Here is an 11,309-nt window from a genome sequence, read left to right on the forward strand (position 1 = left end):
AAGGCGGTCTATAATTACGTCTGGACGCCGCAGACCGATCCGGACGGCATCGTGCATGCCACGATCGATTATCCGGGCGTGCGGGTCGACCATACGACCATCCGCAAGCGCGAGAATATCCTTGAGCATGTGAAGGTGCCGGCGCGGCTGCATTTCGGCACCATGGGGCTGGCGCCGTCGGAATCGGATTTCGTCAGTTCGATTCCGCCGAGCTACACCGGCGGCAACATCGATGACTGGCGGATCGGCAAGGGCGCGCGGATGTACTATCCGGTCGCCGTGCCCGGCGCCTTGTTCTCGGTCGGCGACCCGCACGCCGCCCAGGGCGACAGCGAACTCGGCGGCACCGCCATCGAAACCTCGCTGACCGGCGATTTCGAGTTCATCCTGCACAAGCACCGCGATCTCGGCGGCACCGCGCTGGAGGGGCTTACGCATCCGATGCTGGAGACGGAGCAGGCCTGGTCGGTCTACGGCTTTACCTATCCGAACTACCTCGCCGAACTCGGGGCCAATGCCCAGACCGAGATCGCCAACCATTCGAGCCTCGACCGCGCCATGCGCGATGCGTTCCGCAAGCTGCGGCGGTTTCTGATGACGGTGCACGGGCTGAGCGAAGACGAGGCAATCTCGTTGATGTCGGTGGGCGCCGATTTCGGCGTGACCCAGGTGGTCGACGCCAATTGGGGCGTCCACGGCACCCTGCGGAAGAACCTGTTCAGGTGCGACTGACGCCTGCAGCCTTCTTCGAGACCGTTTGTGAAAGGAAAGCGCGTCAAAACAATGGATTAAGAGCGGCGGTTCTGATTCTCGCTGAGCCGGTCGGGCCTGCGGAGGGAACCCTCCGCCAAGGATATTCGCAAGTTGCAGGTTCGCCCGGGATATCCGGGAGTTGTATCTGCGGCCAATGACGGCGTGCGCCCCCGGCTTTGGCATGGAGGTTGCTTCGATTCCCGTGTTGGGGGTCGATGGATGAGCTTCCGCCCATTCACAAGTGAATCCTATTCCGAGAACGACCGGCTGGAGGCGTGGCGGGACGTCCTGAGAGCCGTCGGGCTGCAGCCGTCGGCGGGCTCGCTTGTTCAGACCGGGCATGCGACCGCGTCACGCCGCAACGCCGAGGGTGTCGTGCTGGCGAGACTGGCGGCGGGATCACAGGCGGTGTCGCCATTGTCACATGGCGCCGACGACGTGCCGATCGTGCTGCTGCCGGTCGAGGACGGCGTCACCTTGAGGACCCATGCGGGCCATCAGATTATCGCGAATGGGCACCTGATCCTGCTGCCGCGAAAGGGCGACTTGAGCGTGGCGTTCCAGCGTGACATGCGCGCGGTGGTGTTGTCGGTGACGTCGGAGGCCTTTCATGGCCGCAAGATGAGCCGGCCGGTCGCCGACGAGGTCCGGGTCCTGCCGCCCAGCGGCTTTACCGAGGTGTTTTCCCGCACGCTGGAGACGGCCGCGCGAAATATCGAGATCCTTTCCGATACCGAATGGGCGGCCGTTGCCCAGAGCCTGGCCGACCTGCTGCCGAGCTTCGTCCGCTCCCCGACCGCGGAGGCGGGCGGCACCGCGACCCAGGCCGCGATCCTGCACCGTCTCTGCCAGACCATTGAACGCAGGCTCGACGATCCCGATCTGACGCCGGCGCGGGTGGCCGAGACCGAAGGAATATCCGAGCGCTATTTGCAAAAGCTGTTCGAGGGTTCCGGCAGCAGCTTCACGCACTATCTGCGCGAGCGCCGGTTGCAGCGGACCTCGGCGGAACTGTCGAACCCGGCCGAGGCGCATTATTCGATCTCCGAAATCGCCTATCGCAACGGCTTCAATGATTCCGCGCATTTCAGCCGGGCGTTCCGCCATCGGTTCGGACTTTCGCCGCGTGAATTCCGCCAGCAGGAAATCGAGCGCGCGACGGTTTCCGCCGCGGCGGCCGGCCAGCGCGGCTGGCCGCAGCAGGCGCTGGCGCAATTGCGCAACTATCACCCGCTGGCGGTCGCGCAAAAGAGCGCCGCATCGAAGCCGGCGGACATGGCGCCATGCGCCGAAGGCGAGCATCGTCACCACCATCTCGCGGTGGAGGCGGCGCGCGTCCATTGGGGCTATTTCTCGAGGTCGCTGGCGCCGCAGGCCGAGGTCAACTCGGGCGACACCATCACGATCGAGACCCTGACGCAGCACGCCTCCGACGATCCGGCGCGGATGATCGCGGGCGACGCCGGGGCCGAAAGCGTGTTTGGCTGGACCCGTCACGCCAAGAACGTCGATCGGCGCGGCGCCGGCCCGATGGACGCGTCGGTTTACGGCCGCGGCGCCGGGGAAGGTTTCGGCGTTCACATTTGCACCGGTCCGGTGGCGGTGAGGGACGCCCAGCCCGGCGACGTGCTGGAGGTTCGCATCCTCGACATCGTGCCGCGGCCCAGCCGAAATCCCGAATTCGAAGGCCAGGTGTTTGGCTCCAGCGTCGCGGCGTGGTGGGGCTATCACTACAACGAGTTGCTCGCCGAGCCGAAACCGCGCGAGGCGGTGACGATCTACGAAATCTACTTCGCGGAGCGCGAAGGCGACCACGAAAAAACGCCCTGTGCCCGCGCGCTCTATTCCTACCGCTGGGAGCCGCTCGCCGATCCGTTCGGCGTGATGCATTCGACCTACGACTATCCCGGCGTGCCGGTGCTGCCAGGCTCGGTCAAGCGCCGGCATCAGGTGCTCGACGGCATTCGCATCCCGCTGCGTCCGCATTTCGGCGTGATCGCGGTGGCGCCGCGCGAGGTGGATTTCGTCGACTCGATCCCGCCTTCCTATTTCGGCGGCAACCTCGACAACTGGCGTCTCGGCAAGGGCTCGACGGTGTATCTGCCGGTTTCGGTGCCGGGCGCCCTGCTGTCGGTGGGCGATCCGCATGCGACGCAGGGCGACGGCGAATTGGGCGGCACAGCGATCGAATGTTCGATGACCGGGACGTTCCAGCTCATCCTGCACAAGAAGGCGGATCTCGCCGGCCGTGTCTTCGCCGACCTGACCTATCCCCTGATCGAGACCGAGACCGACTGGGTCTTGACCGGGTTCAGCCATCCGAACTATCTGGCGGAGTTCGGCGCCAAGGGGCAGAGCGAGGTCTACGCGACATCGTCGCTTGATCTGGCGATGAAGGACGCTTTCCGGAAGATGCGCCGCTTTCTGATGAACATCAAAGGATTGAGCGAGGACGAGGCGATCGCACTGATGTCGGCGGCGGTGGATTTCGGCGTCACGCAGGTGGTCGACGGCAATTGGGGCGTTCACGCCATCCTGAGCAAGCGGCTGTTTGAGAAGGTTCCGCGCCCATAGCCGTCGGCCCTGAAGCACCCTTTGTCGCCAGCCAGGCTGCTGCTACTGCCGCCCTCGAAAGCCGATTCCTTCGTCCGGTAAACGTTCTCGTCCCCGCATTCTCGTGGCAGGATGCCGTCGTCCCAAGATCGGCCCGCGCGGCGTGGTCGATCTGTCAGTCGTGGGCGTGAAAACTCTCGAGAGCGGGCGAGTACCTCTCGATCGGCTTGTCGACAGTGGAGCAAACTCGGCATCATGACCGGTCCCTTTGACCTCCAGCGCTTCCTCGACGCTCAGTCGTCGGTCTACCCGCGTGTTCTCGACGAACTGCGCCGCGGTCGGAAGCAAAGCCACTGGATGTGGTTCATCTTCCCCCAGCTTGCCGGACTTGGATACAGTGCGATGGCGCAGCGTTTCGCCATCTCCTCGCGCGAGGAGGCGGTCGCCTATCTCAGACATGACGTCCTGGGAGTGAGGCTCAAGCAGTGCACCGCGCTCGTCAACGCTATCGAGGGCCGTACTATCCTGGAAATCCTTGGTAGTCCCGACGACCTGAAATTCCGCTCGTCGATGACTCTGTTCGGCGCCGTTTCGTCGGATCCGGAATTCGCCGCTGCGATTTCGAAATTTTACGGCGGAAAGCCGGACCAAGCGACTCTGGACCTGCTCGCGTCCTAGACGCCCGTCTGGTTATGACCCGAATGGATGGGCATTTCGGTCGAGCCACGCCCGGTTCTGGCGCCTAGAAGCCAGGTAAGGAATACACACCGAACTGCGCCTTGCGTTTTGGGCCTCGATAGGTTTTAAGCCCGGTGACTTCATGACCCTGGGCATGAACGAGAAGCGAACCGCGTGGCTCATGCGCTTTAAATCGTCCTGAGTCTCCACAAAGGAATCCATCATGGCCAAAATGACCAAGAATCAGTTGATTGATGCAATTGCAGAGGGAACGCAGGTTTCCAAGGGAGACGTAAAGGCCGTCATCGAGCAGATGGCGATTGTGGGCTATAAGGAACTGAATGAATCCGGCGAGTTCGTCATTCCCGGCTTCGCCAAAATGTCGGTCGTGAACAAGCCTGCCACCGAAGCCCGCAGCGGTATAAATCCTTTCACGAAGGAGCCTATGGAGTTCGCGGCCAAGCCAGCCAGCAAGTCGGTCAAGGCATCGCCCCTGAAGGTTGCTAAAGACGCTGTTTGAAGCGGACGGGTTGGTTGAGGCGTGTTCGTTGGTCTGAACTGTGGGTAATTCCATCACACCCTAGACCGGCACCTTCACCTGCACACTATGCGTCCCGAGACGGAATCTCTGGAGGGTCTAGGGGGACAGTCTCGCAAAGGCCACGCGGTGTAATGCCCGCGTGGCCTTCTGTTTCTACTGTCTGACCCTAAATGGGCACTCTCTGGGTGAACAGCCGCCGCGCGCTAAGCAGACTTCGAAGAGTCAATCCTTCCGCTATTGCGCGGTCCAGCCGCCATCGACTGAGATCGTCGTGCCCGTGATCTGGTCCGCCGTAGGCGAACACAGCAAAGCCACGGTGCCGCCAAGCTGTGCCGGAGAGACGAAATCCAAAGACGGTTGTTTCTCAGCCAAGAGTGCCCCCATGCTTTGGCGTAGCTTCTCGGTCGTAAGGTGGTTGTGCACTTCGGCAAATCCGATGCGGGCGGGAATGTCGTGGACGCGGCAGGCGGCGGTGTAAAGCGCCGCCTTGCCTACGCAATACCCGTTGCCGGCTGCGAGCACGCTGGAGGCCCGGAACGTCTCAGGCGTGCGCATATTGACGTAAGGGTAGTAGCGGATTCCGTCGCGCACCGCTCTTGTAGAGCAGGTTGGCCTTCGTGCGGTCGCTGGCGTCCGCGGGAACGCCGGCTCTGGCGAAGTCCCGAACGGCCGCATGGTCGCAGTCGATATATTCGCCGGGATCTGTGTAGAGCCGCCGAATCGTACCGGAAAGATCACGGATCATGCCGCAGCCTAGCAATCGGGGTTCGTGAGATTCTATCCGATAGTTGGTAATTGGACATTGCGCGTCGAGTCTTCCTTGTGACCGTAAGCGGGACGTTTGAAAAAGTCTCGCTCGATAAGCGATGCCGCTGGCTGGGATGCGATTTCTTGTTCGCCGCAGATTTTGATCGGCCGCGTGAAGCTGGCTGCCTTTCTCGCAAGGGTTGGTTGCGATCACGCCCCGGTCTTTGGCAAACGCCAAAATGCGGGCCAACGTGGTCGAAGCGTTGTCGGCCTTGTGCGAGGTCTCGGCAAAGGAGTGTCGCCAAGCGTTGTAATCAAGGCGCATGCGGGGGTCTGCGAGAGCCGCGAGGGGGAGGTCACCGAGTTCATTGAAACCGTCTGACGTTCTGTTTCGGCGCGGTCGCGTCGTTGCCGCTGCCGGCAATTGCGGGTTAATCACATTGCATTTACGAGGTATCAAGACCCAAATTTACAACCAAGCCTTTGATATGCGAATGTAAGCAAGCGAAGTCGAATTCCGAACAGGGGGCGTTCGGTCATGCGTATAGTTCTGGTGGGGACGGGATACGTGGGATTAGTCTCAGGCGCCTGCTTCGCCGATTTTGGACATCATGTCACTTGCGTGGACAAGGATGACGCAAAGATTTCGTCGCTGACACGCGGCGAAATTCCGATATTTGAGCCCGATCTTGAGCGCCTTGTCCAAAGTAATGCCAGCGCCGGCAGGCTGGTCTTCACGACCGACCTTGTCGGCGCCGTAGCCGATGCGCAGGCCATTTTCATTGCGGTAGGCACACCCTCGCGCCGCGGCGATGGCCACGCGGATCTTGGCCAAGTCTATGCGGTGTCTCGCGAGATTGCCAAGGCTGTCAGACGTTTCGCAGTTGTGGTGACAAAATCGACTGTGCCTGTCGGCACTGGCGACGAGGTGGAACGGATATTCATGGAGGTGAATCCGTCAACGAACGTCTCGGTGGTTTCGAACCCTGAATTCTTACGCGAAGGTGCGGCGGTGCGTGATTTCAAGCACCCGGACCGTATTGTTGTGGGAACGCTCGACGAGCGCGCTCGCAAGGTATTGGGTGAGATCTACAGGCCTCTCTGTCTCAATCAGGCGCCCATCATGTACACCAGCCGCCGCACCGCTGAACTGATCAAATACGCGGCTAACGCGTTTCTGGCTACCAAGATTACGTTTATCAATGAAATTGCGGATCTGGCGGAAAAGGTGGGTGCAAACGTTCAAGAAATTGCGCGCGGAATAGGCATGGATAATCGCATCGGATCGAAGTTTCTCCATGCGGGCCCTGGTTTCGGCGGCTCTTGCTTTCCGAAGGATACGCGCGCGCTCATCAAAACCGCTCGGGATTTTGACGCTCCCCTCAGAATCCTGGAGGTAGTCTGCTCCGTCAACGACGCTCGCAAGCGGGCGATGGCGCGGAGGGTCGCAGTGCCATTCGGCGGGAATCTGCGCGGTAGGACCATTGCAGTGCTTGGCCTGACGTTCAAGCCGAACACCGACGATATGCGCGAGGCCCCTTCAATCGCCCTGATCACTGCGCTGCTGGATATGGGTGCGGTCGTCCGGGCGTTTGACCCGGTTGGCATGGAATTAGCCCGCATCGAAATGCCGGATATTCAATACTCCCGGGATCCGTATGAATGCGCCAACGGCGCCGATGCTTTGGTCATCGTAACCGAATGGGAGCAGTTTCGGGCGCTTGATCTCGACCGACTGAAGCGCGAGATGGTGTGTCCGGTCGTCGTCGATCTTCGCAATGTCTATGATCCCGGAGAACTGACAAGGCGCGGCTTTCTGTATCAAAGTATCGGGCGTGCCAACTAGGGGCGTAGCCCCAAGGATCGCCTGCGTGCCGATCCAAGCATTCCAAGGACACCCGGCAGCAATCGCAAATGCCGAGAGATGAAGAACGCCATGGCTACGTTCCAGACGATCAGCGCGATGGTTGTCGCGATCGCTGCGCCGGTCAGCCCGAGTATGCGGATGAAGACGATACTGGCGACGACGTTTACGGCCGCGCTCAGAATCAGCAAGGCGGCAGCGCCGCGCTCGTGTTCGGTCATCGTCATGACGTGCAGCTGTGAACCGTAGCTCGCCGCGATCACCTGGCCGACGAGTAGAATGCGCAAGGCGGGGACGCCGTCGGCAAAATCCTTGCCGAACCAGGTGAGGATCGGTTCCGCCAGTACCGCGATCGTGATCGCGATACAACCTGCCGCGCATAGTGTCCATGACGCGGACTTTGTCAGGAGGGCTTGCAGTGTCGCTCGATCATTCTGCGTGAACAGGCTCGAGATCGTTGGTGCGAACAAGGTGTTAATCGCGGTGCGCGGCAATACCACCAGGAAGGAAATATTGAAGACGAGGCTGTAGATTCCGGCCTCCTTCGTCTCTCCGAACCAGCCGAGCAGCACGACTCCGGTTCGGTTGAGAAGAGCCTCGGCGGCTGCGATGATCATGAGCGGAACAGCGGTGTGGCGCCAGATCGCCGCAGTATACTCCGGAGGTGAATGTGTGACCAAGCCGGGGCTGAGTCTGCGCATCGCGACACTGGCGAGCCCGAGCGCCACGGTCGAACCGACCAGCGTCGCCATCATGATCAGCGGGGCATCGATATGCCACCCCAGTCCCAAGCTGACCAGCACGACAAGAACCAGCAGCAGGCCGTCCCGCACGATCTTGTCCGGCGCCAGCGCCAGCACCACGCCGCCGAACGCGCGAACAATCGAGCAGCGTATCCACAACAGCGCCCATGCCGGTACAAGAATGAATCCAATGAGGAACGTATTCCTGAGCTCCGGCGTAAACTGCCGGGACCAGATCAGGATGATCGAAGCCCCCGCCAATATCAAAAGAAAGCCAACGGCGAGTGCTCGTCGCTCTGCGTACTGGATTACGCCTCGCGCGAGGCTCCATGCAGCTTTGGTCTGGTAGGCGGGCAGAAAGCGCAGCAGCGCGATGTCGAAGCCGAGCGCGGAGAAATAGGCAAGGATCGTCATCCAGGCGATGACGTAGGTGTAGACGCCATAGGTGTCGGCGCCGACAAGTCGGGCGATCAAGAGCTGCGAGCAGGCGGTGACGCCGGCGCTGGCAATAAAGATCGCGAACGCGGTGATGCCACCGAGAGCGACCCGTTTGATCCGCGCGCCGCCAAGGTCCTGGTCAAGCATTTCAGTGGTCACAAATTTCAGTTTCCTCTGCCGGCTGCCCTGTGGATCGATCGACCGTCTGGATCGAAGGTTACGAGGCAGTACGGCGTTCCAGAGTCTGATCAACGCGAATCGAATCGGAGCAAGGCTGGCTTCGTCTCGCCGCGCCGCGCTGTTCCGTGTTGAACTGCGCCGTTATCTGTTTCTCGATCCGCTCCACGGCCTCGTTAAGCGAATGCTGATCGAGCGAAGCGGCATTCATGATCTGCCTGTCTCCCCTACGGAGAAGTTCGTGCAGGCCATCGACGATGGCCAACGACCTCAGGCTGGTAGCCGTATCCAGTTCGAGCAAACGTTCGAGTCTGCTCTCAAGACGTTGCCGGTCACGCAGCCGCGCCTTCAGGATCTCGGTTGGCGCGTCTAGTCGAACCAGGAGGTCAGATTTCGGGATGGCATCCAGCGCATTTGAGATCAGACGCTGGTCCACCACCCCGCTAAGCAGGACAAGCGAGCAGACCGCTTGGACGAACGCCTGGTCAAACAGTACGATGTGGCCGGCAGTTGACGCTTGAAACCACGCCCGCGACAGGCGTGACACGTATTGCGCGAGCCTGAGCAACCAGAGGGCATTGGATGGCGGAAGTATTTTGATCAGGTTTAGCGCCATTCCGACATCGTGCGGGATGGTGAATGGATAGCGCGCCATCGTCAGAATCTCGGCAAATGGACGGGTCAGGCGGCGTATCATAGGTGAGATCTGTGGGGTGACGAGGTCCGTCGCGGAACGGATTTCACGCGGTGAATCCTCCGCCGGTCGCTGACTGAGGATGAGGTCCACGGTGTGACCACGTTCACGAAGCCGAGCCGCGAGAGCGCGAGCAAAGGTGGTCTTGCCTGCGGCTGGGGGGCCGAAAAGTTCGACGATCATATCCGAACCTCCCTATGCGGATGGAAAAAACTGAAGCCAGCCCATTCGTCATCCCGTGTTTGGGAATCGCACCTCAAACCATACGCCAGATTTCCTGTTTGACCGCGCGAACCACGTCCGCCAAAGGCTGTTCGGCGTTGATAGAAACGATGCGTGCGCCGGAAAACGCCAGTCGCGGGATCGCTTCGATACGTTTCTCGATGACCGTGCGGTCCATTTCCGGCTCGCGCCTCGCGGCGGTCTCAGGCCTGACGATCAGCTTGATGACGAGATCCGGTGGAAGGCGCTGCGCCAGGGCGTAGACGCGCGCCTCCCACCTGCGAAGCCAGGATGGTGCCCACGCCAGACGCGTTAACAAAGGTCCGTCATTGAATCCGCGAATTTCATTCTGCGGATAGCGGTCGGTGACAACGACGAGCCCTCGGCTTGCGGCGCGGCGTGCGGCGAGCAGCTTGGTGCGCTTCTCGCGCGCCACGGCCGCCGCCCAGACCATGAGCAACAGGCTGTAGAGCAGCCCCGGGGAAGCTTTCGATACCTTGCCGTGCGATGATCCCCTCGGCTTGGTCCTTAGCAAGGGCGTCAGTAATGGCACCATCAACTTGAGGGGACGCAAAAGCAGGGAGGGCCTCCCGCCGCCGGTGCCGAAATAGACCGGTATGACGTCAATCTCGGGGCTGAGCCATGTGCGAATGGTGGCGCTGACGGTGCTCTTGCCGCTGCCGTCAATCCCGATCAGCGCCACCACGCAACCGCCGCCGGGCGCGCGCCGGCTCCATGGCCTTGGCAAATGCAGATAAAACTTGTTGAGGCCGCCGGCCGCCCAATGAATTGCGCGAACCGCGCTACGCAGCCGCGCCTCAAGCGTGTTGTACGCCCGGTACGGTGCGAAATGGCTTCGGATGGCCGACTGCAGCCGGTGATTTTCCTCAAATGATCCTTCACTGTAAATGGCACCGGCAAGCATGGCGCCGAGATCGTCGCCCAGCAGCTCGGAGGCCCTGCTGGTGAGTTGCGCCTGATCGAGCGTTTCGGCCAGTCGCCTTCGATCGAGTGCGAACCTGGCGAGCGTCGTCCGCCAGCCGCGGAACGTAACCGGATCCAGACGCCGCAGTTCGAGGCAGGAGCGTACACCGAGCAGCACCGCTTCGCTCGTGGGATCCAGCATCCTGACCTGTAGGGTCGGGTGAAGGATGGCGCGCGCCAGGACGTCGTTCTCCCAGGGAATGCGGTAATTCTTGTGAAGGCGCTCGCCGACGATCAGGCGGAAATGCAAATGAAGATGAATCAACCGGTCGCTCGGCTCGTCATAGCCGAGATAGCTTAGAATTGCCGGATGGTCCCGCATCGCGACGGAAGGAAAAAGCTTGAACCCGCGTCCGAGTAAAATCGCCTGGGCGCGGTGCTGGTCGTGCCGCGCAATGAGAAGGTCGAGATCCCCATCGCCAGCCAGCACCTCTTCGATGCGCTTGCTGCTTTTCCAGTAGCAGTAGGAAACCGCTTGGCAATGAAAGTCGTCCAGGACGGTCAGCAGCAGAGGAAGGATCCGATTGTCCTTGGGCAATCTGACAATCGTGTCCGGATCCCTTTGAAAAGCAGCGTTTCGCATCATGACGAGGCCTCGACACCCGATTCTCCGGGATTGGCGGCTTCGGTCCGCGGTTCCGGATGCTGTCTTCCGATATGGCTCCAGGCGTCGGAGAACGATGTTGAAATCGGCAGTCGAAGCAAACGCATCCTGAATATGGCCCGCCGATATCGTCGCAGCGTGAGATTCAATGCGGTTCCGCGTGACTTTGGCGAAACAAATGTGGAAGCTATCCGATCAGGCAGGTTTGACGCGCCGGCAGACTCGCTCTCCTCAAGATCAGCACAGGAACCGCGAAACGCAATCGCAGGTCTTTCCTCGTCAGGGGCAGGTGAAGCTTTCCCGTAGTTCGA

Annotated in this window: 10 protein-coding genes; 5 read left to right on the plus strand and 5 right to left on the minus strand. The window is 61.1% G+C overall.

All coding sequences use genetic code 11. The features are described 5' to 3' along the window. From E8A46_RS30170 to E8A46_RS30185, 4 genes are all read left to right on the plus strand, one after another. Positions 1 to 732: acetamidase/formamidase family protein (locus tag E8A46_RS30170; RefSeq protein WP_291568914.1), on the plus strand; the 732-nt coding region annotated here is incomplete at its 5' end. A 240-nt stretch (positions 733 to 972) separates the two neighbouring features. Then, the gene (locus tag E8A46_RS30175) at positions 973 to 3,327 is read left to right on the plus strand and encodes an acetamidase/formamidase family protein (RefSeq protein ID WP_291568916.1); all 2,355 of its coding nucleotides are present in this window, start codon (positions 973 to 975) and stop codon (positions 3,325 to 3,327) included. Between the two features lie 234 nt (positions 3,328 to 3,561). After that, the gene (locus E8A46_RS30180) at positions 3,562 to 3,984 is read left to right on the plus strand and encodes a DUF1810 domain-containing protein (protein ID WP_291568918.1); all 423 of its coding nucleotides are present in this window, start codon (positions 3,562 to 3,564) and stop codon (positions 3,982 to 3,984) included. A gap of 223 nt (positions 3,985 to 4,207) precedes the next feature. Continuing rightward, the gene (locus tag E8A46_RS30185) at positions 4,208 to 4,504 is read left to right on the plus strand and encodes an HU family DNA-binding protein (RefSeq protein WP_291568920.1); all 297 of its coding nucleotides are present in this window, start codon (positions 4,208 to 4,210) and stop codon (positions 4,502 to 4,504) included. Positions 4,505 to 4,759: 255 nt separating this feature from the next. Here E8A46_RS30185 and E8A46_RS30190 read toward each other — a convergent pair whose 3' ends face one another. Together E8A46_RS30190 and E8A46_RS30195 are read right to left on the minus strand one after the other, a co-directional pair. Continuing rightward, positions 4,760 to 5,116 carry an SDR family oxidoreductase gene (locus E8A46_RS30190; protein ID WP_291568922.1) on the minus strand — a complete coding sequence of 119 codons (357 nt, stop codon included), beginning with the start codon at positions 5,114 to 5,116 and terminating at the stop codon, positions 4,760 to 4,762. Further along, positions 5,067 to 5,597 carry a hypothetical protein gene (locus tag E8A46_RS30195; RefSeq protein ID WP_291568924.1) on the minus strand — a complete coding sequence of 177 codons (531 nt, stop codon included), beginning with the start codon at positions 5,595 to 5,597 and terminating at the stop codon, positions 5,067 to 5,069. The genes E8A46_RS30190 and E8A46_RS30195 overlap by 50 nt, the downstream gene beginning before the upstream one ends. A gap of 213 nt (positions 5,598 to 5,810) precedes the next feature. Here E8A46_RS30195 and E8A46_RS30200 point away from each other — a divergent pair, with 213 nt between their 5' ends. Continuing rightward, positions 5,811 to 7,118 carry a UDP-glucose/GDP-mannose dehydrogenase family protein gene (locus E8A46_RS30200; protein WP_291568926.1) on the plus strand — a complete coding sequence of 436 codons (1,308 nt, stop codon included), beginning with the start codon at positions 5,811 to 5,813 and terminating at the stop codon, positions 7,116 to 7,118. Here the strand turns inward: E8A46_RS30200 and E8A46_RS30205 are convergent. From E8A46_RS30205 to E8A46_RS30215, 3 genes are all read right to left on the minus strand, one after another. Next, complete coding sequence (locus tag E8A46_RS30205) at positions 7,115 to 8,464, minus strand: polysaccharide biosynthesis C-terminal domain-containing protein (RefSeq protein ID WP_291568928.1); 1,350 nt, start codon at positions 8,462 to 8,464, stop codon at positions 7,115 to 7,117. The two genes, E8A46_RS30200 and E8A46_RS30205, sit on opposite strands and share 4 nt — an antisense overlap. A gap of 70 nt (positions 8,465 to 8,534) precedes the next feature. Beyond that, the gene (locus E8A46_RS30210; protein ID WP_291568930.1) at positions 8,535 to 9,371 is read right to left on the minus strand and encodes a hypothetical protein; all 837 of its coding nucleotides are present in this window, start codon (positions 9,369 to 9,371) and stop codon (positions 8,535 to 8,537) included. Between the two features lie 73 nt (positions 9,372 to 9,444). Further along, positions 9,445 to 10,932 (minus strand): hypothetical protein, encoded by a 1,488-nt coding sequence (locus E8A46_RS30215; RefSeq protein WP_291568931.1) that lies wholly within the window; start codon positions 10,930 to 10,932, stop codon positions 9,445 to 9,447. Between the last annotated feature and the right edge of the window lie 377 nt (positions 10,933 to 11,309).

Source organism: Bradyrhizobium sp., from assembly GCF_004799445.1.
Taxonomy (GTDB): Bacteria; Pseudomonadota; Alphaproteobacteria; order Rhizobiales; family Xanthobacteraceae; genus Bradyrhizobium.

What these genes read in the sequence shown, in the direction of transcription:
- E8A46_RS30205 (WP_291568928.1), bottom strand. Translation starts at nt 8,464, where the DNA reads ATGCTTGACCAGGACCTTGGCGGCGCGCGGATCAAACGGGTCGCTCTC.
- E8A46_RS30175 (WP_291568916.1), top strand. Translation starts at nt 973, where the DNA reads ATGAGCTTCCGCCCATTCACAAGTGAATCCTATTCCGAGAACGACCGG.
- E8A46_RS30185 (WP_291568920.1), top strand. Translation starts at nt 4,208, where the DNA reads ATGGCCAAAATGACCAAGAATCAGTTGATTGATGCAATTGCAGAGGGA.
- E8A46_RS30180 (WP_291568918.1), top strand. Translation starts at nt 3,562, where the DNA reads ATGACCGGTCCCTTTGACCTCCAGCGCTTCCTCGACGCTCAGTCGTCG.
- E8A46_RS30195 (WP_291568924.1), bottom strand. Translation starts at nt 5,597, where the DNA reads ATGCGCCTTGATTACAACGCTTGGCGACACTCCTTTGCCGAGACCTCG.
- E8A46_RS30210 (WP_291568930.1), bottom strand. Translation starts at nt 9,371, where the DNA reads ATGATCGTCGAACTTTTCGGCCCCCCAGCCGCAGGCAAGACCACCTTT.
- E8A46_RS30200 (WP_291568926.1), top strand. Translation starts at nt 5,811, where the DNA reads ATGCGTATAGTTCTGGTGGGGACGGGATACGTGGGATTAGTCTCAGGC.